We start from the raw sequence: 26,711 nt of genomic DNA on the forward strand, positions 1-26,711 counted from the left end.
GACGTGCGAGGATTTGTCCCTGTCGTCGAGGACTGATGGAAGGTAGACCCGTGGCCGAGCAGCTCCACGCCACCCTGAGGACCAACCACGGGGACATCACCATCCGGCTGCTGCCGGACCACGCGCCGAAGACCGTCAAGAACTTCGTCGAGCTCGCCGAGGGCACCCGCGAGTGGACCGACCCGCGGACCGGCCGCCCCTCCACGGAGCACCTCTACGACGGCACGGTCTTCCACCGCGTCATCTCCGGTTTCATGATCCAGGGCGGCGACCCGCTGGGCAACGGCACCGGCGACCCGGGCTACCAGTTCGGCGACGAGTTCCACCCCGAGCTGGCCTTCACCAGGCCGTATCTGGTGGCCATGGCGAACGCCGGGCCCGCGACCAACGGCTCGCAGTTCTTCATCACCGTGTCCCCCACGACCTGGCTGACCCACAAGCACACCATCTTCGGCGAGGTCGTGGACCCGGCCAGCCAGAAGGTCGTGGACGCCATCGCGACGACCCCGACCAATCCGCGCACCGACCGTCCGGTGGAGGACGTCGTCATCGAGAGCGTGGTCGTCGAGCGCCGGTAGGGCGTCCCGGGAACTCAACCGCCCCGCCCGTCCGTCTGATGTGCGGGGCGATTCGGCGGTGAAGGGCTGAGAGATGACCGACCAGGCGGTCCGCTGCTACCGGCACCCGGACCGGGAGACCGGCATCCGGTGCTCCCGCTGCGAGCGGCCCATCTGCCCGGAGTGCATGGTCAACGCCTCGGTCGGCTTCCACTGCCCCGAGTGCGTGCGCGACGCGCGCCGGGAGGCCCAGGCCACCGGGCCTCGTACGGTCGCGGGCGGCAGCGTGGCAGGCGACCCGCGTCTGGTGACCAAGATCCTCATCGGGCTGAACCTCGCGGTCTTCCTGCTCGTGCAGGCGCTCGGCGACCGGGTGGTGAACGACCTGGCGCTCGTCGGGGCGGCCTGCGACCGTTCCGGATGCTTCGGCGTCGCCCTGGGCGCGGACCAGTGGTACCGGTTGCTCAGTTCGATGTTCCTGCACCAGGAGCTGTGGCACATCGGCTTCAACATGCTGTCGCTGTGGTGGATCGGCGCCCCCTTGGAAGGGCTGCTCGGCCGCACCCGCTATCTCGTCCTCTACCTGCTGTCGGGCCTGGGCGGGGGCGCGCTGGTACTGCTGCTGGCGGCTCCGAACGCCGCGACGCTCGGCGCCTCGGGCGCGATCTTCGGACTGTTCGGCGCGACGGCGGTCTTCATGCGGCGGCTGCGCTACGAGATGCGCCCGGTGCTGATCCTGCTCGCGCTGAACCTGGCCTTCACGTTCCTCTGGGCGGGCATCAGCTGGCAGGCCCACATCGGCGGGCTGGTCACCGGCGGTCTGGTGGCCGTCGGGATGGCCTACGCGCCGCGTGAGCGCCGCGCGCTCGTGCAGTGGGGGACGGCCGCGGCGGTGCTGGCCGTGGTGCTGGTCGTCACCTGGGTCGGCGTCGCAAGAATCACCGGTTAGGCCGTAACCCGCTCTGTTGATCTGACGTTATCCACAGAGCAGGACCGCCGTCCTGTGCATCCTGTGGGCAAGCCGTGCTCGGGCCCCCACAGACCGTGTCTGACCTGCAAGATCAATGAAAGACCGGTGGCCCGTACATCGGACCACCGGTCACACCGGCGTCAACCCGGTAGTGGTTATCCACAGATCATGCGACCTTTTCAACACTGTGGATGACGGTTGTGGATAACTGTGCGATCGACTACTTCCACTGCGTGGAGACGACGAAGCCACCCGCGATGAAGCCGAAGCCCACGGCGATGTTCCAGTTGCCCAGCTGCTCCACGGGCCAGCTGCCCTGCGTCACATAGAAGATGACGATCCACGCCAGGCCGACCAGGAAGAGCGCCAGCATCAGCGGCGCGACCCAGCCCCTGCCGGTGCTGAGCTTTATGGCGGCGGTCTTCGCCGGCGGCGGAGTGAAGTCTGCCTTCTTGCGGATCCGTGACTTCGGCACGAGGGACTCTCCTGTCGATGCGCTGCGTGACCGCGCGTGTGACGTGTGGTGTGATCTGGCGGGCGGCAGGGGAAACCAGCCGCCGGGCGTCCGTTAGCGTAGTGCTTCCAAGGGTTGGAAGGAGATAAGGCTACGGTGAGCACTCCGATCCACGCCTCCCCCACCCGCCGTTCTGCCCGGTCTGTGGTGCTTCGCCTGCTCAGCGCGGCTGTCTTCGCGCTCGCCGGGCTGCTGTTCTGGGTGAGTTTCGACACTGCCAAGGGTGTGGACATCCGCACCGACGAGCCTCTCCTGCGGCTGTCGGACCGGGTCCAGGAGAAGAGCCGGCAGAACGAGGACCTCGACAACGAGCTCTCCGGGGTGCGCAAGGACGTCGACTCCCTCGCCCACGCCGACAGCGGGGTCAGCGACGCCACCCGCGACATGCTCGACCGGCTGTCGGCGGAGGCCGGCACCAGCAAGCTGAGCGGCCCCGCCGTCTCGGTCACCCTCAACGACGCGCCGCCGGACGCCACGCCGCTCATCCCCGGCGTGCCCGACCCGCAGCCCAACGACCTCGTGATCCACCAGCAGGACCTGCAGGCCGTCGTCAACGCCCTGTGGGCGGGCGGCGCCTCGGGCATCAAGGTCATGGACCAGCGGCTGATCTCCACCAGCGCGGTGCGCTGCGTCGGCAACACCCTCATCCTGCAGGGGCGGGTCTACTCCCCGCCCTACAAGATCACGGCGGTGGGCGACCCCGGCAAGCTCCACAAGGCGATCGACCGGAGCCCCGCGATCCAGAACTACCTGCAGTACGTCAACGCCTACGGACTCGGATGGAAAGTCGAGGACGACAAGCGGGTGACTCTGCCCGGCTACTCCGGCACAGTGGATCTGCACTACGCCAAGCCTGTGGGGTGATCGCCGTGCGCCTGGTGGTGCGGACGCTGAGCGAGTTGTGCGTCACCGTGGGCGCGCTGATGGTGCTGTTCGTGGTCTACGTGCTCTTCTGGACCGGCTTACGGGCCGACAGCGCCATGGACCGCGAGATCCACCGGCTCCAGGACAGCTGGGCGACGCAACCGGTCGCCACCGTGCGGCCGTCCACCCCGCACAAGGTGCCGGATTCCGCGCGGCCCGCTCCCAAGGTGACGCCGTATCCGCAGGGCAAGGCGTTCGCCGTCATGTACGTCCCCCGGCTCGGGCGCGCCTGGCACAAGCCGGTGCTGCAGGGCACCGAGACCGACACCCTCAAGCGGGGCCTGGGCCACTACGCGGACACCGCCCGCCTCGGCGGGATCGGCAACTTCGCCGTCGCCGGCCACCGGCGCACCTATGGCGACCCGTTCAAGGACTTCCCGCGGCTGCGCAAGGGCGACGAGGTGGTCCTCACCGACGGCCGCACCTGGTACACGTACGAGATCGACCGCGCACCCTACCGCACGGTGCCCACCGACGTCGCGGTCGTCGATCCCGTGCCGGTGAAGTCCGGATACCGCGGTCCGGGGCGCTATCTGACCCTGACCACCTGCGATCCCGAGTGGGGCCACAGCCACCGCCTCGTCACCTGGGGGCACCTGGAATCCACACAGCCTGTGGAGGACGCCATGCCGGAGGGATCGGCGGGCTAATCTTGGCGTGGCACGGGGAGCAGGGAGCAGGAAGGCAGCGCATGTACGGCTTCATCTGGAGGCACCTGCCGGGCAACGCGTGGGTGAAGGCGGCGATCTCGCTCGTCCTCGTCCTCGCCGTCGTGTACGTCCTCTTCCAGTACGTCTTCCCTTGGGCGGAGCCACTGCTCCCCTTCAACGACGTGACCGTCGACCAGGGGATGGCGGCCGTAAAGTGAGCGCCCGCATCCTCGTCGTGGACAACTACGACAGCTTCGTCTTCAACCTCGTCCAGTACCTCTACCAGCTGGGTGCCGAGTGCGAGGTGCTCCGCAACGACCAGGTCGCCCTCGCCCACGCGCAGGACGGCTTCGACGGCGTCCTGCTGTCGCCGGGGCCCGGCACCCCCGAGGAAGCCGGGATCTGCGTCGACATGGTGCGGCACTGCGCCGCCACCGACGTCCCGGTCTTCGGTGTGTGCCTCGGCCTGCAGTCCATGGCGGTCGCCTACGGCGGGGTCGTGGACCGGGCCCCCGAGCTGCTGCACGGCAAGACCTCCCCGGTGTTCCACGAGGGGCGCGGCGTCTTCGCCGGGCTTCCCTCGCCCTTCACCGCCACCCGGTACCACTCCCTGGCGGTCGAACGTGAAACCCTGCCGGAGGAGTTGGACGTCACCTCCTGGACGGAGAACGGCATCGTGATGGGCCTGCGGCACCGCACCGCCCGGGTGGAGGGCGTCCAGTTCCACCCGGAGTCGGTGCTCACCGAATGGGGACACCGCATGCTCGCCAACTGGCTGGTCGAGTGCGGCGACCAGGACGCCGTCGAGCGTTCCGCGGGCCTCGCGCCTGTGGTCGGAACCAGGGCGTGATTGCGTGACCGCGCATCGGCACTTCGGTGACACCGCCGAATTCGCCGCCGTGGTGGAGCAGTTGGCCGATCCGCTCAACGACCCGCTGCCGAGCGCCTCGCGGCGTGCGGAGCGGTCCGGGGAGTCCCCGGACCAGGAGCAGGAGCCGCCTGCCCGGGAGCCGCGACGGACAGCGGAGGAGACCCCCGGGTTCGCGCCGGGACCGTACCCGCCCCCGCCCCCGGGCCCGCGGCACGCGCAGCCCTCCGAGTACGAGCCGGCGGCCCAGGCCCAGGCTCAAGCCCCGTCCCCCCAGGCTCCGTCCGCTCCGGTGTCCGTGCCGCCGTGGGAGGACCCGGCGCCGCAAGCGCCCGAAGGCCCCCGTGTCGTGCGCCGCAGGCCCACCGAGGAGGAACGGGCCACCGCCCGGCGCAGGGCGGCCGGCGCCCCGGGGGACACGATGGCGATGCCCGTCGTGGACGACCCCGGCATCGCCCCGCGCCGCTCCACGGGCCCGGGCCCGGACACCGGTGCCGGCGCCGGGGACGAGCCGGGGGAGAGACCCGAACCGCCGCGCCCGGAGCGCGAGGAGGACGGCATCCCCGCGGTGGGCGGGCGCGCCGCCCGCCGCAAGGCCGCCCAGGAGGCCGCACGCCGCGGCGGCAGGGGACGCAGGCGCTCTGGAGCCAACCTGGTCTCCCAGGACGCCACAGGGGCGCTCACGGCCCCGGACGCGTCCACCCCGGCGATGGCCTCGGCCCCCCGCTCCCGCCTGGAGGCGCGGCGCGCGGCCCGCGCGGCCAAGGACAGCCCAGGAGTGATCGCCAGCCGCGTCGTCGGCGAGGTCTTCATCACCTTCGGCGTGCTGATGCTGCTGTTCGTCACCTACCAGCTGTGGTGGACCAACGTCCTCGCCCACCAGCAGGCCGGCGGGGCCGCCAACAACCTCCAGAAGCAGTGGGAGGGCGAGAAGGCGACCCCCCGCGACCCCGGCGCGTTCTCACCCGGCCAGGGCTTCGCGATCATGTACATCCCCAAGCTGGACGTGAAGGCCCCCATCGCCGAGGGCACCGACAAGCACAAGGTGCTCGACAAGGGGATGATCGGCCACTACGACGGCCAGTTGGAGACGGCGATGCCCTGGGACAAGCAGGGCAACTTCGCGCTCGCCGCCCACCGCAACACCCACGGCGAACCGTTCCGCTACATCAACAAGCTGGTGGACGGCGACAAGGTCGTCGTCGAGACGGAGTCGACGTACTACACGTACGAGGTCACGAGCATGCTGGCCTCGACCCCGCCGTCCAACACCTCCGTGATCAAGCCGGTCCCCAACGGATCGGGCTTCACCAGGCCGGGCCGCTACATCACCCTGACCACCTGCACACCGGAGTTCACGAGCAAGTACCGGTTGATCGTCTGGGGCAAGATGGTCGAGGAACGGCCGCGTGACAAGGGCAAGCCGGACGCGTTGGTCGAGTAGGCCGGGTACGTACGCACAGATCGGGGCAGCGGTGACGACCACCCAGCAGGACCACCACCGGGAGACCCCGCCGTACCCGCGGCGCACCCGCGACGGCGTCGCCGCAGTCGTCAGCCTGATCGGTGAACTCCTGATCACCGCGGGCCTGGTGCTCGGCCTCTTCGTCGCCTACTCCCTGTGGTGGACGAACGTCCTGGCCGACCGCCAGGCCAGGCACGACGGCGACGCCGTCCGCCGCCAGTGGGCCGTCGAGCAGCCGGGCAAGCTCGACACCAAGAACGGCATCGGCTTCCTCCACGTCCCCGCCATGGGCAAGGACTTCGAGGTCCTGGTCCGCAAGGGCACCGGCACCGACGTCCTCAACGAGGGCGTCGCGGGCTACTACACCGACCCGGTGAAGTCGGCCATGCCCTGGGACAAGCAGGGCAACTTCACACTCGCGGCCCACCGCGACGGCCACGGCGCCAAGTTCCACAACATCGACAAGATCGAGAAGGGCGACCCGGTCGTCTTCGAGGACCGCGACACCTGGTTCGTCTACAAGGTCTTCGCCGTCCTCCCCCAGACCTCGAAGTACAACGTCAAGGTCATCGACCAGATCCCCCGTGAGAGCGGCAGGACGAAGGCCGGTCGCTACATCACGCTCACGACCTGCACCCCCGTCTACACCTCCCGCTACCGCTACATCGTCTGGGCCGAACTCGTCCGCACCCAGAAGGTCGACGCGAAGCGGACGCCCCCGGCGGAGCTGGGCGGCTGAAGGGCCCGGCACAGCAAAGGGAAGGGGCCCCGGACTCGATGTCGGGGCCCCTTCCCTTTGCTGCCTTTGCTCTCGCCATGCGGCGTCGGCGGTCAGCCGCCTCCGCCTCCGCCGATGAAGCCTCCGCCGCCGTTGTTCCCGCCGCCGTTCGGGTCCTGAACGATCACCGTCAGGGTGTCGCCGGGCTTCATCTGGGTGCCTGCTTGCGGGTTCTGGTTCTGGACGACGGCGTTGTCGTTCCCCGTCTGCTCACCGGGGATGACGACCAGGTTCAGTCCCAGCTCGGCGGCCATGCCCCTCACCTGGCCGACGGTCTGATTGCGGAGGTCCTCGATCGCGTTGGTGGACGGGGGCTTCGCGATCACCAGGGTGACGGTGTCGCCCGCCTTGACCGTGCTCCCGGCGCCCGGCTCCGTCCTGATGACGGTGCCTTGGGCGTGGTCGGGAGACTCCTCATCCTTGGTGGTCACCTGGAGACCGTCCGCCTTGAGGATCTGCGTGGCCTCGTCCTTGGACTTGTTGCTCACGTCCTTGATCGTGACCTCTTGGGGGGCCACCGCCACGGTCAGCGTGATCGTCGCGCCCTTGGCGCGCTGCTCGCCGCCGTCCGGGTCCTGCTTGAGGACGGTCCCCTCCTCCTTGTCGGAGGTCTGGGACTGCTTGTCGACCTCGAAGCCCGCCTGCTTGAGCTCCTGCTCGGCGTCCTCGAACTTGTCCCCGGTGACGTCAGGGACGTCGATCTTCGCGGCGCCCTTGGAGAGGTTCAGGGTGACCGTCTGATCCTTGGGGATCTCCGTGTTGGGCGCGTCCGACTGCTTGCAGACCTTGCCCTTGGGCTGGTCGTCGCAGAAGACGGTCTCGCCGAAGGCGATCGTGAGGTTCGCGTTCTTCGCCTTGGTCTCGGCCTCGGCCTTGGTCACGCCGACGAACGCCGGAACGGAGACCGTGTCGCCCCCGCTGCCGTTCCCGGAGAAGAGCGCCTTGCCCATGAAGATCGCGCCGATGAGGACCAGGACGGCCGCGACGACGAGCAGGATGGTCGAGGTGTTGCTCTTCTTGGGCTTGCGCCGGCCACCGCCGCCGGGCTGCTGCTGGTCGTAGCCGAAGCCGCCGTCGTCGTCGCGCATGGGCGGCAGCATCGAGGTGCCGGCGTCGTGCTGAGGGGGCATGGCCGTGGTGGCGGCGTCGTGCCCGTAGCCGCCGTAACCGCCGCCGTAGCCCACGGCGCCGAGGGCGACCGTGGCGCCGACGGGCTGGCCGTCGAGGCAGGCCTCGATGTCGGCGCGCATCTCGTCGGCGGACTGGTAGCGGTAGTCCGGGTCCTTGGTGAGCGCCTTGAGGACGATGGCGTCCATCTCGGGGCTGACCTCGGGGTCGTACACGCTCGGCGGCTGCGGCTCCTCCCGGACGTGCTGGTACGCCACCGCGACCGGGGAGTCGCCCACGAAGGGCGGCCGCACGGTCAGCAGCTCGTACAGCAGGCAGCCGGCGGAGTACAGGTCGGAACGGGCGTCGACGGTCTCGCCCTTGGCCTGCTCCGGTGAGAGGTACTGCGCGGTGCCGATGACGGCCGCGGTCTGCGTCATCGTCATGCCGGAGTCGCCCATGGCGCGGGCGATGCCGAAGTCCATGACCTTGACCTGGCCCTGCCGCGTCAGCATGACGTTCGCGGGCTTGATGTCGCGGTGCACGATGCCGGAGCGGTGGCTGTACTCCAGCGCCTGCAGGATGCCGACCGTCATCTCGAGCGAGCGCTCGGGCAGCAGCTTGCGGCCGGAGTGCAGCAGCTCGCGCAGGGTGGACCCGTCCACGTACTCCATGACGATGTACGGGATGGAGACCCCGTCGACGTAGTCCTCGCCGGTGTCGTACACCGCGACGATCGACGGGTGGTTCAGCGAGGCGGCCGATTGGGCCTCACGGCGGAACCGGGCTTGGAAGGACGGGTCGCGGGCGAGATCCACCCGGAGCGTCTTCACGGCGACGGTGCGGCCGAGCCGGGTGTCATGGGCGATGTACACCTCGGCCATGCCACCGCGGCCGAGCACCGAGCCCAGCTCGTACCGGCCGCCGAGGCGACGCGGCTCTTCCATAGCGCTTGCCCTTCCTAAACCGTCCGTGTGGCTGCTCGGGCATACCGTACCCGCCGCCGCGTACCGATCCCGGCCCTGGCCGGTAGCCGATATACGACCGGTATCGCGACGTGCGTTTTAGCGCACATACAGAGATACGGCGTGACCGGCATCACTTGTTCAGCACGGCCTCCATGACGCTCTTGGCGATCGGGGCCGCGAAACCTCCACCGGAGATGTCGCCGCGGTTCGCGCTCGCGTCCTCGACGACGACGGCGACCGCCACCGGCGAACCGGAGTCCGTCTTGGCGTATGAGATGAACCACGCGTAGGGACTCTCGCTGTTGTCGACGCCGTGCTGGGCGGTACCGGTCTTGCCACCCACGGTGACGCCGGGGATCTGTGCGTTCTTGCCCGTGCCGTCGCTGACGACGGTCTCCATCATCTGCTGGAGCTTCTGGGCGTTCTCCGCGCTCAGCGGCTGGGAGAACTCCTTGGGCTTGGTCTGCTCGATCACGGCGTTGTTCGGAGCCTGCAGCTTGCTCACCATGTAGGGCTGCATCAGCGTGCCGTCGTTCGCGATCGCGGAGGCCACCATCGCCATCTGCAGAGGCGTGGCGGCGGTCTCGAACTGGCCGATGGACGACAGCGCGGTCTGCGGCTTGTCCATGGTCTTGGAGATGTTGCTCGCCGCGGTGCGGACCGGGATGAAGATCTCCTGGTTGAAGCCGAACTTCTGGGCCTCGTCGACCATCTTGTCGCGGCCGAGGTCGGCGCCGATCTTGCCGAAGACCGAGTTGCACGAGACCTGCAGGGCCACCCGGAGCGTGGCGTTCTTGCAGGGGATGGGCCCCTCGTTCTTCAGCTCCTGGTGGTTGGTGTCCGGGAGGATGTAGGGGACCGGCGAGTCCGTCGGGTCGTCGATGTTGCTGTACAGCCCGTTCTCCAACGCCGCGGCCGCCGTGACCACCTTGAAGGTCGAGCCCGGCGGGTACGTCTGGCGCAGCGCCCGGTTCAGCATCGGCTCGTCCGGGTTGTTCGCCTTCAGCAGCGAGCTCCAGGCCTTGGCGTCCTTCTTCGAGTTGCCGGCGAAGGAGGACGGGTCGTACGACGGCGTGCTGGCCAGCGCCAGGATGGCGCCGGTCCTCGGGTCGATCGCGGCGACCGCGCCCTTCTTCTTGCCCAGGCCCTCGAAAGCGGCCTTCTGCGCCTTGGCATTCAGCGTCGTGACGACGTCGCCGCCCTGCTTCTGCTTGCCGGACAGGATGTCGACGGTGCGCTTGAAGAAGAGCCGGTCGTCGTCGCCGGTGAGGATCGAGTCGTAGATCGACTCCAGCTGGGTGGAACCGAAGGCCTGGGACGCGTAGCCGGTGACCGGCGCCCACAGCGGGCCGTCCTTGAAGGTCGCCTTGTACTGGAAGTCGCTGCCGTTGGTCTCGGCGTGACCGGTCACGGCCTTGCCGTCGACGAGTATGTCGCCGCGCGGGGTGGCGTACTGGTTGATCGCCACCCGGCGGTTGTTGGTGTCGGTCCTGAGTTCGTCGGCCTTCACGAACTGGACGTAGTTCACTCTGATCAGGAGGGCGAGTACGAGCAGTCCGCAGAAGATGGCCACTCGTCGCAGGGGCTTGTTCACTGGACGCGCACCACCTGGGTCGGCTCGGCATCGGGGGACGAGGCGGGGGTCGGCGCCGGGCGGCGCGCGGTGTCGCTGATTCTCAGCAGGATGGCCACCAGCGCCCAGTTGGCGATCACGGAGGAACCACCCTGGGCCAGGAACGGCATGGTCATACCGGTCAGCGGGATGAGACCGGTGACACCGCCGGCCACCACGAACACCTGGAGCGCGAAGGCGCCGGACAGGCCGATCGCCAGCAGCTTGCCGAAGGGGTCGCGGGCGGCGAGGGCGGTGCGGGCGCCGCGCTCCACCAGGAGTGCGTAGAGCAGCAGTATCGCCATCAGGCCCGCCAGGCCCAGTTCCTCGCCGACGGTGGCGAAGATGTAGTCGCTCTTGGCCGCGAAGCCGATGAGCCGTGAGTACCCCTGGCCGAGACCGGAACCGAACAGGCCGCCGGAGCCGAAGGCCCACATGGCCTGGGCGGGCTGGCTGGCACCCTGGCCGGCCTCGAGGGTGCGGAACGGGTTGAGCCAGTCCTGCACACGGCTGTGGACGTGCGGTTCGAAGCTGGCGACCACCACGGCGCCGCCCACGGACAGCAGCAGACCGAACACGATCCAGCTGGTGCGCTCGGTGGCGACGTACAGCATGATCACGAAGAGGCCGAAGAAGAGCAGCGAGGTGCCCAGGTCGGTCTCGAAGACCAGGATCAGGATGCTGAGCGCCCAGATCACCAGGATCGGGCCGAGGTCCCGACCGCGCGGCAGGTACATGCCCATGAAGCGGCGGCTGGCGAGCGCGAGCGCGTCCCGCTTGACCATCAGGTAGCCGGCGAAGAACACCGCGATGATGATCTTCACGAACTCACCCGGCTGGATCGACATGCCGCCGACGGTGATCCAGATCCGGGCGCCGTAGACGGGCTTGAAGAAGACCGGGAGGATCAGCAGGACGAGCGCGACCACCATCGAGATGTAGGTGTAGCGCTGCAGGATGCGGTGGTCCTTGAGGAAGATCAGCACGCCCAGGAAGAACGCGACCCCCAGCGTCGACCACATCAGCTGCGTGGGCGCCGAGGAACCGCCGGGCAGCGACGGCTCCTGGTCCAGGCGCCAGATGAAGACCAGGCCCAGACCGTTGAGCAGCGTGGCGATCGGCAGCATCAGGGGGTCGGCGTACGGGGCGAACTTGCGCACCACAAGGTGCGCGACAACGGCGATCGCACCCAGACCGAGCCCGTAGGCGAGCATGCCCGCGGGCAGCGAGCCGTTCTTCGCCAGGCCCACGTTCGCGTACGCGAAGACCGGGATCAGCACCGCGAAGGCGAGAAGCGCCAGCTCTGTGTTGCGACGGCTCGGCGCGCCGACGGATGTGATGGTCGTGGTGTTCGTGACAACGCTCATGCTGGACTGACGGCCCTCCTGCAGACTGCTAGCTGCCCGTGGGGCACTGCTCGGCCAGCGCCTGGTCCTCGGCGGTGAGGGTGGGGCTGGTCGACGGACTGGTGGTCGCGCCCGGGGACGGGCTGCTGGGGGGCGGGGTCGCGGTGGTGCGGCCGGGGGTCGGGGAGCCCGAGGGGTTGCCCGTGGCCTTTCCGGAGGCGGTGCCCGCGCCCTTCTGCTGGTTCTTCCTGGCGGCGTCGGCCGCGTTGACGCGGGCCTTGTCCAGGGACTCCTTGGTCTGGCAGACCTTGGCCTGGTGCTCCAGCTCGTCGGCGGTCTTGCGGGCGTCGGCCAGGTCGCCGGCGGCGATGGTGGCCGTCACGTACTTCCGCTGGTTCTGCGGTAGGTACTTGAGTTCGATGCCAGGGCGGTCCTCGTGGACCTTCGACAGGTTGACCCAGGCCAGCTTCTGCTCGATGCCCTGGTAGATCGCCGCGTGATCGTCCTTGACCCCGACGTAGTACTGCGTCTGGGTCCAACGGTACGCGCCGTACAGGCCACCGCCGACGACGCCGAGGGCGACCAGCAGCACGAGGGACCGCTTGAGCCACCGGCGCGACTTCACCGGCTTGTCGAGTTCCTCGCCCTCGAAGGCGCCGAAGCTGCCCATGGGCGCCCCGGCCGCGGGGTCGGCGCTGCCGGGCGGGCCGAAGGAGCCCTCCGGGGCCGGCGGGCGGCCGAGCTCTGAGGCGCGGCCGGCCGGGGTCTGCAGGTGGCGCGGGTCGGTCACCGGGATGTGGTGCCGGCTGTCGGCGACGGCGCCCACGACGACCGGGGTGTCGTGCAGTTGCACGGCCAGGGTGTCGCCGTCGTCGATGTCCAGGACGTCGGCGACGATGCAGGTGATGTTGTCGGGGCCGCCGCCGCGCAGGGCGAGCTGGATCAGCTCCTGCACGGTCTCGGCGGGCGCCTGGTAGCCGGCGAGGGTGTCCTCCAGCGTCTGGTGGCTGACGACGCCGGACAGGCCGTCCGAGCAGATCAGGTACCGGTCGCCGGCCCGGACCTCGCGGATGGACAGGTCGGGCTCGACCTGGCCGCGGCCGTCGAGCGCGCGCATCAGCAGCGAGCGCTGCGGGTGCGTGCCGGCCTCCTCCTCGGTGATCCGGCCCTCGTCGACCAGCCGCTGCACCCAGGTGTGGTCCTGGGTGATCTGGGTGAGCACGCCGTCGCGCAGCAGATACGCGCGCGAGTCGCCGACGTGCACCAGGCCGAGCCGCTGGCCGGTCCAGAGCAGGGCGGTGAGCGTGGTGCCCATGCCCTCCAGCTGGGGGTCCTCCTCGACCATGACGCGCAGCTGGTCGTTGGCCCGCTGCACGGCGGTGGCGAGCGAGGTGAGGATGTCCGAGCCGGGGACGTCGTCGTCGAGTGTGACGAGGGTGGAGATCACCTCGGACGAGGCGACTTCACCGGCGGCCTGGCCGCCCATGCCGTCGGCAATGGCGAGCAGCCGCGGGCCGGCGTAGCCGGAGTCCTCGTTGCCCTCCCGGATCATTCCCTTGTGCGAGCCGGCGGCGAAGCGCAGCGACAGAGTCATGCGCACCTCGCCCGTCGGCTCCGGGTACATCCGCACGCTGCCCACCCTCTCGCTCGCGCTCGCTGGCTGTGCTCGCCCATTGTGCGACTACTTCCGCAGCTCGATGACGGTCTTGCCGATGCGGATCGGGGCACCGAGCGGAATCGGGGTCGGCGTGGTCAGCCGGTTCCGTTCCAGGTAGGTCCCGTTGGTGGATCCCAGGTCCTCGACGATCCAGTTGCCGTCCCGGTCCGGGTAGATCCTGGCATGCCGGCTGGACGCGTAGTCGTCGTCGAGCACGATCGTGGAGTCGTGGGCCCGGCCGAGCGTGATGGTCTGGCCCTGGAGCGCGACGGTGGTTCCCGCCAGCGAGCCCTCGGCGACCACGAGCTTGGTCGGTGCCCCGCGACGGGCCCGGTTGTTCTGCGGCTGCTGCCGCTGGGCCGCCGCCTGTGGCTGCTGTTGCCGCTGCTGCGGCGGTCGCGTCTGGTCGCCGCGGCGCCCGGCCGCGCGCTGCGTCACCCGGGTTCCGAACAGGTCGCTCCGGATGACCTGCACGGCCACGATGACGAACAGCCACAGCACGGCGAGGAAACCCAACCGCATGACCGTCAGGGTCAGCTCTGACATTGCCCCCGCTTCACCCTTCGGCTTGCCGGTACACGATGGTGGTACTGCCCACGACGATCCGTGAACCGTCGCGGAGCGTAGCGCGCTGGGTGTGCTGCCCGTCCACCACGATGCCGTTCGTGGACCCGAGGTCCACGACCGTCGAGGGCGTGCCGACCCTGATCTCGCAGTGCCGGCGGGACACACCCGGGTCGTCGACCCGCACGTCGGCCTCGGTGCTGCGCCCGAGGACGAGCGTGGGCCGGGAGATCTGGTGGCGGCTGCCGTTGATCTCGATCCAGCGGCGTACGTTCACACCGGCGCCGTGACCGGGGGCCGTACCGGTGCCCGGGAGCCGGGTCACGGGGGCGGCCGCGCCGGGCGGCGGTGCGGCGGGCATCGGGGGCGCCCCCGCGGGGCGCTGCGGGGCCTGCGGGGGGTAGCCGTAGCCACCGCGGCCCTGGGGCGCGTTCCGGTCCGGTGCGGGGGACTGCTGGAACTGCTGCTGGGACTCGCTGGAGGCCAGCGTGCGACTGCGGACCCGGTACAGACCGGTGTCGAGGTCGTCGGCCTTCTCCAGATGGACCTTGATCTGGCCCATGAACGTGTAGCGCTGCTGCTTGGCGTAGTCGCGCACCATGCCGGCCAGCTCGTCGCCGAGCTGGATGGCGTACGGGCTCAGCCGCTCGTAGTCCGAGGTGCTGAGCTCGACGATGAAGTCGTTGGGGACCACCGTGCGGTCCCGGTTCCAGATGGTGGCGTTGTTGTCGCACTCGCGCTGCAGCGCGCCCGCGATCTCCACGGGCTGGACCTCGGACTTGAACACCTTGGCGAAGGTGCCGTTCACGAAGCCCTCGAGACGCTGCTCGAACTTCTTGAGTACTCCCACGATGCACCTCCTTCCTCAAGGCCCTGCGGTTGTCGCGGGCTCACGCCGCGATCCTTCCCCTTCGATCCTTCCGGTACTGCTTACTGATCGTATCCACGCACCGGGAAAACCGGTGGTTCCCCGATCGGCCCCGCGGGACCGGTGTCAACGCTCACAGGGGCCGCTGCCGCTTCCCCACAGGGATGGTAGAGGCGCCTCAAGCCAGTGTCCCGCAACAGCGGACGGTTCCCGCCCCGTGGGGGTGCCCGGAAACGGATGTGAAGCCACCCTGAACAGCGTGCTAGTGTTCTGGGTGTCGGAAGGCGCTGACGCACCGAACGGGAAGCCCCGCAGAGTGTGACAGAATCTCACGGCAGCACCCATGCGCGGGTGGCGGAATAGGCAGACGCGCTGGATTCAGGTTCCAGTGCCCGAAAGGGCGTGGGGGTTCAACTCCCCCCTCGCGCACAGTGAGGTACCGACGAAACGGGCCTCCGGTAGTGACGAAAGTCGCTACCGGGGCCCGTTTCTCGCGTTGATCAAGGGATCGGCCGGTCGGCCCGCCCGATCGTTGCGTCCCTCACACGTCGAGAGCCCCCTCGTCGGCCGTCAGTGGCCGACGAGGGGGCTCTGTTGCGTGGCTGCGTCCTGTATGTGATGCGTGTCACTCAGATAGCGGACGCCAAGTGGCCGATCGGAGTCCAGGTGCCCAGGGGCTTGGTCTTGCGTCTGCGGTTGGTGCGCCTGACGGGTCGTTCTCCGTTGAGGGCCAGGCTGTCCAGCCATCGTGTGATCTGTTGGCGTGGGCGATCTGGGACACAAGAAGGATGGTCTGGGCGGCGAGGCCGCGGATGGGGCGGGATCGTGAGGATTCGTTGGCCTCGGCGAGCGGGCTCTTGGCGAAGCCGTTGAAGCCTTCGACGCTGTTGCGCAGGCGGAAGTAGATCTTCTGCCACTGTTCATCGCCGTAGTCCAGGGCCTGCCAGTGCTTGGCCCCTTCTTCTGGGGTGAGTGTGATGGCGCGCTGGCGGCAGACCTTGACGGGGCCGGTGGGGCTGGGCTCGGGGTCGACGAGCGGGAGCTGGATGCCGCGGCCGAGTGAGCGGGGCTTGAGGGGGCACTGGACCTTGCCGGCCTCGGCAGGGCACATCATGCGCTGGTGGCCTTCGGCGTCTTCCCGTTCTTTGGCCATGAGGCGGTAGGGCTTGCGGGCGGCGATGCGCGTGGTCCAGGTCTCGCGGTCGATACGCCCGGCGTGCAGGTCGCCGGTGGCGTCGACGAGGGCCTGAGGCATGGAGGGGCAGTACCAGGTGCCTTCGACAAGGATCGCGCCTTGTGTTCCGCCCTGGTTGCCGAGTTGGTCGACGCGGTAGTCGTAGACCGGCTTGCAGCCCAGGGCTCTCACAGGCAGCTGCCAGGCGGCGGGTTCGGAGTTGTTGTACGCGCGGTAGCCGGGCGTGCAGCCCCGGTCCTGGAGACGGGAGATCGTTTTCAAACCGTTGTATGCGGGCCGCCGTCCGGTTCCGTGGTGGTGAGACCTGCGCGCATGCTGCGCCACCGTCAGGGCTCAGGCTTTGACCAAAGCCCTGACGGTGGGTGGTCTCGCCGACGGCTCACCCGTTGGTCACCACGTCGCCTTGATGGTCTGGGTGTTCGGCGGCCTCCACACGGGGCCGCCGGCACCGTACCTCTACCCCAACTGTGCCACCGCCGCCGCGGTCAGCCTCGAACGTCGTCGACGAGGTCGAACCGGACCCGGAGTGCTCCGGCCTACGCGACCCGGCGCTGCGCCAGAGTGCGCACGCGAGCGGCGTCGATGGCACGTACGCCCCCGCGGACCGGGTCGAGCGGGATCAGGTGCCGATGGAGCTCGCGGACACGGACGTCGAGGTCGGGATGGATCCGTGTGCGGATGCACCGTCAGACGCATGGCGAGCAACGTGGCGGGCCACCCGGCGCGTTCCAGATCGGCCGACAGCGTCAGCGGTCGCACCTCTCCCACCTGTGCGACAGCGTTCCCGTCCGTCGCGCCACTCGTCCTTGACCACCGCGCTGAGCACTTCTTCCAAGCGGCTCGGACGAACGCGGTCTGCCCGTGCTCACCGGTGAAACCTCCGTCGGCGGTATCACCACCGAGATCGAGTCGTTCAGCCGCTGGAGGTTCTGTCTCGTCGGGGCAGGACTCCGTTGAGGATGAGGTCGACGGTTCCGATCATCTCCGCGGTGAGGTCGAAGGGCGCCGGCTCTTCGGCGGCCCAGGCGGTGAGGATGACGTAGTACGACGAGGACAGGAGCAGGCCCACCCGGTCCGCGTTGACGGCCGGGTCGATCTCACCTTTCTGCTGTGCCCCGCTGATGATGCCGGCGAACTCGACGGCGAGTGGCGAGCGCTGCCAGATGTTCGTCGAGTGCACCGACCCGAGGATCACGGCCACGCTCTCCGGCCGGGACGCGTCGCTGAGCCGGCCCATCTCGGTGAAGTACCGCACCAGGATCTCCCGGGCGGACGAGTCCGGGCCTGCGGCGTAGGCGGCTTCGATGGCCTTCTCGCGGCGGCGGACGGCCCATTCCTGCAAGAAGGCGACCTTGCGGGGGAAGTGGTTGAAGACCGTGGTCCGGGCGACGTCTGCCCGCTCGGCGATGTCCTCCATCGTCGTTCCCTCATACGTCTTCTCGACGAACAGTGCCAGGGCGACGTCGTACAACTCGGCGCGGCGCCGCTCCCGCTGACGTGCGCGGCGATCCTGCGGCGGCGACTCGGGGGTTGCTGAAGTTCCGTTCTTCATGATCGATATCTGCTCTCTTCCGACTTGACAAGTGTACTCCAGTCCGTAACTGTACCTGAGTACAGAGTTGAACCCGGAAGCAATTTTGGGCCGGGGAACAATCTTGCATCCGGATTCATCGCAACGCGCCAGGAGACGACCATGATCATGCCCCTCAGCCAGCAGACCCACTACCTGACCGTCGACGGCGGTCGCATCGCATACGAGGTGGCCGGTGACGGTCCGCTGGTGGTGCTCGCCCACGGCATGGGGCAGAGCCGCGCGGCCTACCGGTTCGTCACGCCGCAGCTGGTCGCGGCCGGATACCGGGTCGCCGCGGCCGACCTGCGCGGCTGCGGCGAGTCGGCCGCGGCGTGGCCGTCGTACTCCCGCACCGACATCGCCGGCGACCTGCTCGCCCTGATCCGTCACCTCGGCGGCCCGGCCGTGCTCATCGGTCACTCCATCGCCGGGGGCGCCGCCACCATCGCTGCCGCTCGGGAGCCCGGCCTGATCACCGGAGTCGTCGAGATCGCGCCGTTCACCCGTGCCCAGGCGATGAAGCTCGGCGACCTCGGCAACAGGTCGTACCGCCGGGGCGCCTACCGGATGGCCGGCGCGATGCTGGGCAGCGTGACGCAGTGGCTCGGCTACCTCGACCACGCCTACCCGGGCCGCAAGCCCGCCGACTGGACCGAGCGGCAGGCCCGCATAGCGGCCGAACTGCGAGAGCCCGGCCGGATGAAGGCACTCCAGTCGATGCTCAAGACCTCACCGGCCGACGCTGGGGCGAAGCTCGCCGATGTGCGCTGCCCGGTGCTGATCGTCGAAGGCTCCCTCGACCCCGACTGGACCGACCCGCGGGCCGAGGGCGAGGCCATCGTCGCGGCGCTGCCCGCCGGCATCGGCCGGCTCGCGATGGTCGACGGCGCCGGTCACTACCCGCACGACCAGTTTCCCGAGCAGACGGTGGCTCTGATCGCCTCGTTCCTGCAGGAGAACACCCGTGCCTGAGCTCACTGACGTCCCGGCCGCAACCACCGTGGACAACCCGCACAGGCCGAACGCCGACGACCGGGACTTCCACGGCGTGGTCACCGGCCGGCCCGCGGTCTGGCTGCGCGTCGAAGGTCTTGCCGGGGCCATCGCCGCACTGGTGCTCTTCGCTACGACCGACGAACCATGGTGGCTGGTTCCCGCGCTGTTCCTCGTCCCGGACCTGTCCTGGTTCGCCTACCTCGCCGGCCCGAAAGTCGGCGCCTGGATCTACAACCTCATGCACACCGCACCGCTGCCTCTCGCCCTGATCGTCGCGGGCACCACATGGGAACACAACTCACTGATCGTGACCGGCGCCATCGGCCTGTTCCATCTCGGCTTCGACCGCGTCCTCAAGTACGGGGTCAAGTACGACCACAGTTTCATCGTCACCCACCTCGGCATCCACGGCCCCGACAAGCACCGGTAGACCAGGGCCGACCGCGCACCGGCGGCTGACTGATGTCAACGGAGATCCAGAAACCGACTCCCCCGTAGAACCGCAGGGGGTCAGTTCTGGATCTCCACTCGCGCAGCTCCTCCAGCTCCTCCAGCTCCGCCAGTAGCGCCGGCATCCCTCCCTGATCGAACCGCTCCCGGACCACCAAGGCAACGTGCTCGAGCGCCTCACAGCAGCCGAATTCATCGGGCTCGGGCACCTCTAACCGCACGTACTGCAGAGCTTCCGTGTACCTCTCGCCCGTACCGGCCTGGCGACGACGGGCCATCTCGCATCGGTGGACTGCTTCTTAGGGGCTTCCGCTGCGGGACAGAGTGCAGGGCGTAGCGATCATGGAGTCCACACGCTTTGTGATCGCAACGTCCGCGTCCGGGAGGTGGTTGCGCTGGACACGCATGGCCGCCAGCCGCGCGTGGCGGTCCTTCGCTGCCGTGCGGCTGCCCGTCACTGCTCACCTCGCAGCAGAGCAGCCCGAGTTGCCGCCCCCGCCGCAGCAGGGCTGGCGGAGCCGAGGACGGGAAGATCACGTGACGGTCACCGCGCACCGCGCTGACCGACTCGCCGCTGATCCAGCTCAATGGACGGACACTTTTCATTCATCACCGAGACGCTGAAAAGACACGTTCTATTTACTGTGTTGTTCCGACAGGGTGTGAATGGCGCAGCCACCTGTCGCCCCGCTATCGAAAGCAAAAAAATCCCTTGGCCGTACAACCCCATGCGGCTCTCGTTGATCACATACCCCGTACGACTGTCCGCGGGGCGGTCATGTGTCCAAAAGGGGACTCAGTGAGCAGTGTCGGTAGATCCCGTCTGGCAGCGGGGACCGCGGTGGTGGTCGCGCTGACGGGCGGTCTCGTCGCGGTGGCCACCTCGCAGGCGGGGGCGGCGACGTCGTGTGCGACGAACGCCTACACCCGGCAATTCTTCGCGAACACCGGATTCTCGGGTGCGGTGAAACGTACGGACTGCGACACCGCGATCAACGAGAACTGGGGCGGCAACTCGCCCGGGGTCTCCGGTGTCGGCAAGGACAACTTCGGTGTCCGGTGGAGCGTGAAGCGCGACTTCGGCTCGGGCGGTCCCTTCGCGTTCTCCGCGTCCGGTCAGGACGGCATCCGCGTCTACCTCGACGGTGCACGCAAGGTCGACCTGTGGAAGAACGGCACCTCCACCGTCTCGAAGACGGTGAACCTGACGATCCCCAAGGGCACGCACACCTTGCGGGTCGACTACGTCAACTGGACCGGGAACGCCGCCGTCAAGTTCGCCTACACCCCGCGCAACGGGGCAACCGTGGACCGGGTCGCGCCGCTCACGCCGACCGGGCCGTCGATCGCCCGGAATGCCGACACGAAGCGGAACGTGCTGCGCTGGTCGGCGAACAAGGAGATGGACGTGGCCGGTTACCGCGTCTACCGCCGCACGCCCGACCAGGCCTCCTTCGGCAACCCCATTGCCACGGTCACCAGTACGGGCTTCACCGACACCACCGCCGGCACGACCACCCACCTGTACGAGGTCCGTGCGGTCGACAGGTCGGGCAACGTCTCGGCGGGAACGGCCGACGTCTCGGTCGCCGGCAACCCGGCGTACCTGCGTCAGTACTTCGCCAACACCAGCCTCACCGGTACCCCGAAGTACACCGACACCGATACCGCGATCAGCGAGAACTGGGGCGGGAACGCGCCCGCCGTGTCCGGCGTCGGCAAGGACAACTTCGGCGTGCGCTGGCAGATCACCCGCGACTTCGGCTCCGGGGGTCCCTTCGCGTTCTCCGCGTCCGGCCAGGACGGCATCCGCGTCTACCTCGACGGTGTGCGGAAGATCGACCTGTGGAAGAACGGGACCTCCACCGTCTCCAAGACGGTCAACCTGACGATGCCCAAGGGCACGCACACCCTGCGCGTCGACTACGTCAACTGGACCGGGAGCGCCGCCGTCAAGTTCGCCTACGCGCCCCTGACATCGGCGTCTGTGGACCACGTCGCCCCCCTCGCACCCACCGGGGCCAAGGTCGTCTACAACGAGAGTGCCGACTCCGCCACCCTCACCTGGGCGCCCAGCAAGGAGATGGACCGGGCCTACTACTGGGTCTACCGGCAGACCGCTTGGGGTGACTGGGGCGCTCCCAGGGTCGTGACGGACAAGACGACCTGGACCAGCACCGGACTGCTTCGAGACGGCGAGCCGGTCAACTTCATGGTCCGCGTCACCGACCGTGCCGGGAACGTGTCGGAGGGCACACCCGTCCTGACGGTCACCCCGGTCGACACCGTCGCCCCGGCGGCGCCGGTCCTCTCCGTGACCCACGAATCGGGCACCGCCAGTTCCCTCCGGATCAACTGGGCTCTTGGCGGGAGCGACGACGAGGTGCGCGGCGGCGGCACCCTCAAGCTCTACCGCTCCACCGGCGACACCCTCGGCGACGACCCCGAACTCGTCACCACGGTGTCGGCGGCCTCGCCGTCGGTCTCATGGCACGTGGACGATCTGCCCGCGTTCGACGGAACCAGCTACACCTACGGCGCCGTCGTCTCCGATGCCGCGGGCAACGTGTCCCCGATGTCGCTTCCGGTCACGGTGACCCCCGACCGCGTTCCCCCGCCCGCGCTCACCGGCCTGACCGCCACGCCTCGTGCCGACGGCGTCGTACTGAGCTGGGACACCCCGGCCGAGAGCGGCCTGCGCTATGTCGCCGCCCGCGTCGTCCGGCGGGCCGACGGCAGCATCCACTACGACAACACCGGGTGCTACGACGCAACACCGGGGCTCACGCTTCCCGGCAGGGATGTGCCGAACGCACTGCTCTGCGTGGGACCCCCGGACGGCGAAACGGTGACCTTCTTTGTTGCCGCGATGGACCGTTGGGACAACCACATCGCCTGGGCGTCCGCGCCCACCGTCACCATCACCGAACCCGACAACAGGCCCGACGACGCCCGCGGCGAGGACACCGGCCCGCTCACCATCGTGAACCCCACCACAGTGAGTGAGCTGGGATACGTACAGTGGACCTGTGACGACGCGGCCCTCTGCGCCGGCATCACCGAATACCAGCTGGACAAGTGGAACCCCTCCACCCGCGCCTACGAACGGTTCCGTACCGTCCCGACCTCGGCGAGCAGCACCCTTTACAAGTCCTACGTGCCGATGCCCCAGCGCGATACGACCTACTTCCGTATCACCGGAGTCCTCGCCGACGGCACAGTCGCCGCCGTGACGCACGGCGCGGGGTCACACGGCGTCGATCTGTGAGCCCCGTAGGCGGTCCCCGCTGCTGATCGCCCCGCACCGGAGCAGAAGGCCGCGTTCTCCAGGCCGCGGCCTTTTGCAGTACTCCCCCGTCACCTTGCTCACGGTCCCCGGCGAGGTGGCCGGGCGTGTGACCCCGCTCCTGGCGCCTGGAGATCGTTTTTAAACCGTTGTACCCGGGACGCTCCAAGTACGGCCCCTCCGACGCCGCATCGTCCACCTGCCCCCGCCCCCGCGGGGATTCCCGGCGCGGGAGCCGCCGCCTGGCGGCGGCCGGGCTCAGAGGCCGGCGCCTCCTGACGCCGGCCCGTCCTTCCGTCAGCCCGCCGCGACGACCAGAGCGACACCCTGGGCCAGGGTGCGCGCCGCGGATGTGGAGTCGCCGAGGTAGCCCGCGACCATCGCTCCGTCACGCAGGGCGACCACCATGTCGGCGGAGTGCCGGGGATCCGCGACGCCCATGGTCGCGAGGGTGTCCTCCAGCACCTGGTGGAACCACTCGCGGTGCCTCAGCACGGCTTGGTGGATCGGACACCCCCGATCCGGGTACTCCGCGGCCGCGTTGATGAAGGGGCAGCCCCGAAACCCCGGACCGCAGATCTCCTCGCCGATGCTGTGCGCGACGACATCGAGCAACGCCGCGCCTCCGCCCGTCTTCTCGGCCGCCACGGCCACCCGGGCCCGGATGTCGTGATCGGTGGCGTCCAGGTAGCCGCGCACCAGGTCGTCCTTGCCCTCGAAGTGCCGGTAGAAGGTGCCGCGCGCGACGTCGGCCTCCGCCATCACCCGGTCGACACCGACAGCGCGAATCCCTTCGGTGTAGAAGAGCCTGCTCGCCGTGGTCAGCAGCCGCTCCCGCGCCGCTGACTTGCGGCCGGTCGTGGCGGGCCCGCTCGTCGTCTCGGTCATGGAGACATTATATAGAACGTTCCTTCCACAATCCGGGGCAAGGGCGAGACTCGGCGCCCCGGCGGCATCGCCACCGGCACGGGGGCCGCCCAAGGGCCGCTCGCATGCTCCCCGGGGGCCGTCCGATATTTCCGCCGGGGCGGTGCGGGCGGATGCGCGGAGTGGCACGCAAGGGACGAAAGGCCAATATGCGGGCCGGGGGTACGGGCCGTTCTCCGGCAGGAGGACCGGACATGGTTCTGAGGAAAGGAAAGGCCTTTTCCCGCCGGAATGGTTGCACGGCGATCAGGGGTCGGCGGGGCGCCTTTTCCGCTCCCGCGTCGCGCGCGTCCCCGGTATTCCCGCCTTGCCGCCCCCTGCCGCTCGATGGGCACCTGACTGCCTTCCACCTGCGCGGGAACCTCGCGGCGAGGGAGGGTTCCGTCGAAGGAACCCCTGTCCGGACGGCACACTACCCCCCGCAGAGGTCCGTCGGGTTACCCCTTTCACTCAGTGAAAGAATTCTTCCCAGAGTTTTACGGGCATGCCGAAGGGGTGAGTGGAAATGCGGCTCGGCAAGATGATTCCGGAGGTTTGCGCGGTAGCATGAGAACCCCCTTGCCATGAATTCAAAGAATATCCGCCCGAGGGGAACCGGGGCGGACGCGGACGGCTGACGGGAGCGTGGACGGGTGGGCTACGGCGACCCCTTTGACGACGGAGCCGCTGGCGGTCTGGTGGGGCGTGCCGAGGAACTCGAGCGCATACGCGACTTCCTCGGCGCCGGCGACCGCGGCGGCGCGCTCCTGCTGTCGGGACAGGCGGGGGTGGGCAAGACGGTTCTGCTCGACGCCGTGGCGGAGGCGGCGTCCGCGGCCGGGACGCGGGTCCTGCGCGCGGCCGGCGTCGAGTTCGAGGCCGACGTGAGCTACTCGGGCCTGAACCAGCTCCTCTTCCCGCTCTCCGAGACGTTCGGTGATCTGGACAGCACCCATCAGGAGGCCCTGCGTGTCGCGCTGGGCTTCGGCAGCGGAGCGTCGCCGAACCGGCTCGTGGTGTCCAGCGCGACCCTCATGCTGCTTCACCAGGTGGCCGCGCCCGACTCGCTGCTGCTCGTCATCGACGACCTGCAGTGGGTGGACCGCGCCAGCGCCGCCGTGTTCGCCTTCGTCGCACGCAGGCTCGGCGGCAGCCGGGTCCGCTTCCTCGGCGCCGTGCGCCAAGGGAGCGAGACCTTCTTCAACCGCGGTGGACTACCCGAGTACGAGGTGCCGCCGCTGGACGAAGTGTCGTCGCGAGCCCTGCTCGACGCGCGCTTCCCGAACCTTGCCGAACGAGTGCGGCGCCGGCTGCTGTCCGCGGCCGAAGGGAACCCGCTGGCCCTGCTCGAACTGCCCACGGTGCTCAGCGGGCAGCAGCGCATGGCGCTGGAGAACCTTCCCGCGGTCCTGCCGCTGAGCCAGCGGCTCCAGGCGCTGTTCCTCTCCCGGGTCTCCGGCCTCCCGGCTGCGACCCGCCGTCTGCTGCTGCTCGCCACGATGGACGGGACCGGCGATCTCGGGGTCCTGCACGCGGCGGCGCGGCAGGCCGGCTGCGGCGCCGACCTCGAAGATCTCGCCCCGGCCGAGCAGGACCAGCTGGTCACCGTCGACGAGGGCACCCGGCGGCTCGTCTTCCGCCACCCCCTGATCCGCTCGGCCGTCGTCGACGCCTGCTCCAGCGCCGAGCGCCGCGCGGCGCACCGGGCTCTGGCCCAGGCTCTGGCGCATCAGCCCGAGCGCCGCGCATGGCATCTCGGAGAAGCGTCCGTCGAGCCGGACGAGCAGGTCGCCACCCTGCTGGAGCAGGCCGCCCACCGCATCACGGCGCGCGGCGACGCCCTGGGGGCGGTCGCGGCACTGATACGGGCGGCCGACTTGAGTCCCCACGGATCGGACCGGGCTCGCCGCCTGGCGGAGGCCGCCTACATCGGCGCCGACGCGACGGGGGAGCTGCGCGGCGTCTCGGAGCTGCTCGAGGACGCCCGCCGCGCCGACCCGGACCTGGCGGGGTCCCTGCGCTCCGCCGCTGCCGCCGTCTATCTGGTCATCAACGGCGACGGGGACATCGACACGGCTCACCGCCTGCTGGTGGGCGCCATCGAGTCCGGCACCCACCAGTACGACGCCGAGGACAACGCCGTCGTCGACGCCGTGCACCTGCTGCTGCTCCTGTGTTTCTTCAGCGGCCGTGCGGAGTTGTGGGACCCCTTCTACACCGCGCTCTCCCGAATGCGCCCGGAGCCGCCCGCACTGCTGTCGGCGGCCGGCAGGACCTTCTCCGACCCTGCGCGTTCGGGAGCGGCCGCGCTGGAACACATGGAGGACATCCTCGGCGGACTCCCCGAGGAGACCGACCCCGGCCGCATCGTCAGGGTCGGCACCGCGGCGCTCTACCTCGATCGGCTGCCGGCCCTCCGCGAGCCCTCCTGGAAGGTCGTCCGCCAGGGACGGGACGGCGGGCCGGTGCGCCGCCACATCGGCGCCTTGATGCACCTGTGCCTGAACGACTACCTGACCGGCAGGTGGGACGAGTGCGTCGAACTGGCCGAGGAAGGAGCCCAGCTCTGCGAGGAGTCCGGATACCGGTTCTTCACCTGGTACTTCTGGTACTGCCGGGCCGTCGTCGCCGCCCCTCGCGGGGAGGACGCGACGGCCGGCCTGCTCACCGGCCGGATCGCCCAATGGGCCGCACCGCGGGGCGTCGGGACGGCACTGCACTACGCCCGGCACATACGCACCGTGGCCGATCTCGGACGCGGCGACTTCACCGGCGCCTATCGGCACGCGACGGCGATCAGCCCCGCGGGCACCTTCGCCTCCCATGTGCCGCACGCCCTGTGGGTGATGATGGATCTCGTCGAGGCCGCGGTCCGCACCGACCGCCCGGAGGAAGCGGCCGCTCATGTGCGCGCCATCCGGGACAACGGCATCGCCGCGCTCTCCTCGCGGCTCGCACTCCTCGCCGGCGCCTCGGCCGCTCTGTGCGCCACGGACGACGAGGAGTCGGTGCGTCTGTTCGGCGAGGCGTTGGCCCTGCCGGAAGTCGAGCAATGGCCGTTCGACCTGGCCCGGGTACGGCTGGCCCACGGCGAACGGCTCCGACGCGCCAGGGCGAACGCCGAGGCCAGAGGACAGCTGATGCTGGCCCACGAAGCCTTCGCCGAGCTCCGAGCCGGTCCCTGGACGGATCGTGCGGCCAAGCAGCTGCGGGCCGCCGGTTGGGTCGCGCCGCGGACCGAGGCGGGTGGGAAGGTACTCACGCCGCAGGAGCGGGAGATCGCGGACCTGGCGGCATCGGGGCTGAGCAACAAGCAGATCGCCGAACGGCTCTATCTCTCGCACCGGACGGTCGGAGCGCACCTCTACCAGATCTTTCCCAAGCTGGGCATTTCGTCCCGGGCGGCACTCCGCGACGCGCTCGGGGCCTTGGAGGAGTGAGACCCGCGTCCAGGCCC

At 69.4% G+C, this 26,711-nt stretch carries 22 protein-coding genes and 1 tRNA gene; 13 read left to right on the forward strand and 10 right to left on the reverse strand.

Translation table 11 applies throughout. The features are described from left to right. The first annotated feature begins 50 nt into the window (after positions 1-50). The gene (locus ACIP98_RS00090; RefSeq protein WP_401972985.1) at positions 51-578 is read left to right on the forward strand and encodes a peptidylprolyl isomerase; all 528 of its coding nucleotides are present in this window, start codon (positions 51-53) and stop codon (positions 576-578) included. A gap of 73 nt (positions 579-651) precedes the next feature. Then, entirely contained in the window at positions 652-1,506 is an 855-nt protein-coding gene (locus tag ACIP98_RS00095) for a rhomboid family intramembrane serine protease (protein WP_401972986.1), read from the forward strand. Positions 1,507-1,747: 241 nt separating this feature from the next. Here the strand turns inward: ACIP98_RS00095 and crgA are convergent, their stop codons facing one another. Beyond that, a complete protein-coding gene (crgA, locus tag ACIP98_RS00100) occupies positions 1,748-2,002 on the reverse strand; it encodes a cell division protein CrgA (protein ID WP_319663327.1) in 255 nt (84 codons plus the stop codon). A gap of 135 nt (positions 2,003-2,137) precedes the next feature. Here crgA and ACIP98_RS00105 point away from each other — a divergent pair, with 135 nt between their 5' ends. Genes ACIP98_RS00105 through ACIP98_RS00130 form a run of 6 tightly spaced genes read left to right on the forward strand, consistent with a single transcriptional unit; the run spans position 2,138 to position 6,687 of the window. Continuing rightward, positions 2,138-2,905: a DUF881 domain-containing protein gene (locus tag ACIP98_RS00105; protein ID WP_319663326.1), complete on the forward strand. Its 768-nt coding sequence runs from the start codon at positions 2,138-2,140 to the stop codon at positions 2,903-2,905. Continuing rightward, the gene (locus tag ACIP98_RS00110; protein ID WP_401973420.1) at positions 2,905-3,615 is read left to right on the forward strand and encodes a class E sortase; all 711 of its coding nucleotides are present in this window, start codon (positions 2,905-2,907) and stop codon (positions 3,613-3,615) included. Before ACIP98_RS00105 ends, ACIP98_RS00110 begins: the two co-directional genes overlap by 1 nt. Before the next feature lie 41 nt (positions 3,616-3,656). Continuing rightward, the gene (locus ACIP98_RS00115; RefSeq protein WP_319663325.1) at positions 3,657-3,833 is read left to right on the forward strand and encodes a hypothetical protein; all 177 of its coding nucleotides are present in this window, start codon (positions 3,657-3,659) and stop codon (positions 3,831-3,833) included. After that, entirely contained in the window at positions 3,830-4,465 is a 636-nt protein-coding gene (locus tag ACIP98_RS00120; protein ID WP_401972987.1) for an aminodeoxychorismate/anthranilate synthase component II, read from the forward strand. Before ACIP98_RS00115 ends, ACIP98_RS00120 begins: the two co-directional genes overlap by 4 nt. A gap of 4 nt (positions 4,466-4,469) precedes the next feature. Next, entirely contained in the window at positions 4,470-5,927 is a 1,458-nt protein-coding gene (locus ACIP98_RS00125) for a class E sortase (protein ID WP_401972988.1), read from the forward strand. A gap of 31 nt (positions 5,928-5,958) precedes the next feature. Beyond that, the gene (locus ACIP98_RS00130) at positions 5,959-6,687 is read left to right on the forward strand and encodes a class E sortase (RefSeq protein WP_401972989.1); all 729 of its coding nucleotides are present in this window, start codon (positions 5,959-5,961) and stop codon (positions 6,685-6,687) included. Positions 6,688-6,779: 92 nt separating this feature from the next. On the opposite strand, the gene pknB is transcribed toward ACIP98_RS00130, so the two are convergent. From pknB to ACIP98_RS00160, 6 genes are all read right to left on the reverse strand, one after another. Beyond that, positions 6,780-8,780 carry a Stk1 family PASTA domain-containing Ser/Thr kinase gene (gene pknB / locus ACIP98_RS00135; RefSeq protein ID WP_401972990.1) on the reverse strand — a complete coding sequence of 667 codons (2,001 nt, stop codon included), beginning with the start codon at positions 8,778-8,780 and terminating at the stop codon, positions 6,780-6,782. Positions 8,781-8,931: 151 nt separating this feature from the next. After that, on the reverse strand, positions 8,932-10,395 hold the full coding sequence (locus ACIP98_RS00140) for a penicillin-binding protein 2 (RefSeq protein ID WP_319663321.1): 1,464 nt from the start codon (positions 10,393-10,395) through the stop codon (positions 8,932-8,934). Next, entirely contained in the window at positions 10,392-11,780 is a 1,389-nt protein-coding gene (locus ACIP98_RS00145) for an FtsW/RodA/SpoVE family cell cycle protein (protein WP_319663320.1), read from the reverse strand. Before ACIP98_RS00145 ends, ACIP98_RS00140 begins: the two co-directional genes overlap by 4 nt. Before the next feature lie 28 nt (positions 11,781-11,808). Beyond that, on the reverse strand, positions 11,809-13,383 hold the full coding sequence (locus tag ACIP98_RS00150; protein ID WP_319663438.1) for a PP2C family serine/threonine-protein phosphatase: 1,575 nt from the start codon (positions 13,381-13,383) through the stop codon (positions 11,809-11,811). A 57-nt stretch (positions 13,384-13,440) separates the two neighbouring features. Further along, positions 13,441-13,962: an FHA domain-containing protein gene (locus ACIP98_RS00155; protein WP_319663319.1), complete on the reverse strand. Its 522-nt coding sequence runs from the start codon at positions 13,960-13,962 to the stop codon at positions 13,441-13,443. Between the two features lie 10 nt (positions 13,963-13,972). Then, positions 13,973-14,830: a DUF3662 and FHA domain-containing protein gene (locus ACIP98_RS00160; protein WP_319663318.1), complete on the reverse strand. Its 858-nt coding sequence runs from the start codon at positions 14,828-14,830 to the stop codon at positions 13,973-13,975. A gap of 363 nt (positions 14,831-15,193) precedes the next feature. Here ACIP98_RS00160 and ACIP98_RS00165 point away from each other — a divergent pair. After that, positions 15,194-15,277 (forward strand) — tRNA-Leu (locus ACIP98_RS00165). Positions 15,278-15,473: 196 nt separating this feature from the next. Here ACIP98_RS00165 and ACIP98_RS00170 read toward each other — a convergent pair. Both ACIP98_RS00170 and ACIP98_RS00175 read right to left on the reverse strand, forming a co-directional pair. Continuing rightward, entirely contained in the window at positions 15,474-16,367 is an 894-nt protein-coding gene (locus ACIP98_RS00170; RefSeq protein WP_401972991.1) for a hypothetical protein, read from the reverse strand. A gap of 589 nt (positions 16,368-16,956) precedes the next feature. Continuing rightward, positions 16,957-17,595, reverse strand: coding sequence for a TetR/AcrR family transcriptional regulator (locus ACIP98_RS00175; RefSeq protein ID WP_319663315.1), 639 nt, complete (start codon positions 17,593-17,595; stop codon positions 16,957-16,959). A 141-nt stretch (positions 17,596-17,736) separates the two neighbouring features. Here ACIP98_RS00175 and ACIP98_RS00180 point away from each other — a divergent pair, with 141 nt between their 5' ends. The 3 genes from ACIP98_RS00180 to ACIP98_RS00190 all read left to right on the forward strand — a co-directional run bounded on the left by ACIP98_RS00180 (position 17,737) and on the right by ACIP98_RS00190 (position 22,330). Continuing rightward, positions 17,737-18,588 (forward strand): alpha/beta fold hydrolase, encoded by an 852-nt coding sequence (locus ACIP98_RS00180; protein WP_401972992.1) that lies wholly within the window; start codon positions 17,737-17,739, stop codon positions 18,586-18,588. Continuing rightward, positions 18,581-19,042 (forward strand): DUF4260 domain-containing protein, encoded by a 462-nt coding sequence (locus tag ACIP98_RS00185; protein ID WP_401972993.1) that lies wholly within the window; start codon positions 18,581-18,583, stop codon positions 19,040-19,042. The genes ACIP98_RS00180 and ACIP98_RS00185 overlap by 8 nt, the downstream gene beginning before the upstream one ends. Before the next feature lie 819 nt (positions 19,043-19,861). Continuing rightward, positions 19,862-22,330, forward strand: coding sequence for a PA14 domain-containing protein (locus tag ACIP98_RS00190; RefSeq protein ID WP_401972994.1), 2,469 nt, complete (start codon positions 19,862-19,864; stop codon positions 22,328-22,330). 315 nt (positions 22,331-22,645) lie between these two features. Here ACIP98_RS00190 and ACIP98_RS00195 read toward each other — a convergent pair whose 3' ends face one another. Next, positions 22,646-23,236 (reverse strand): TetR/AcrR family transcriptional regulator, encoded by a 591-nt coding sequence (locus tag ACIP98_RS00195; RefSeq protein ID WP_401972995.1) that lies wholly within the window; start codon positions 23,234-23,236, stop codon positions 22,646-22,648. 671 nt (positions 23,237-23,907) lie between these two features. Between ACIP98_RS00195 and ACIP98_RS00200 the strand changes: the two genes are divergently transcribed. Beyond that, the gene (locus tag ACIP98_RS00200; RefSeq protein ID WP_401972996.1) at positions 23,908-26,694 is read left to right on the forward strand and encodes an AAA family ATPase; all 2,787 of its coding nucleotides are present in this window, start codon (positions 23,908-23,910) and stop codon (positions 26,692-26,694) included. Positions 26,695-26,711 lie beyond the last annotated feature (17 nt).

This window comes from Streptomyces sp. NPDC088354 (genome assembly GCF_044753585.1).
Taxonomy (GTDB): domain Bacteria; phylum Actinomycetota; class Actinomycetes; order Streptomycetales; family Streptomycetaceae; genus Actinacidiphila.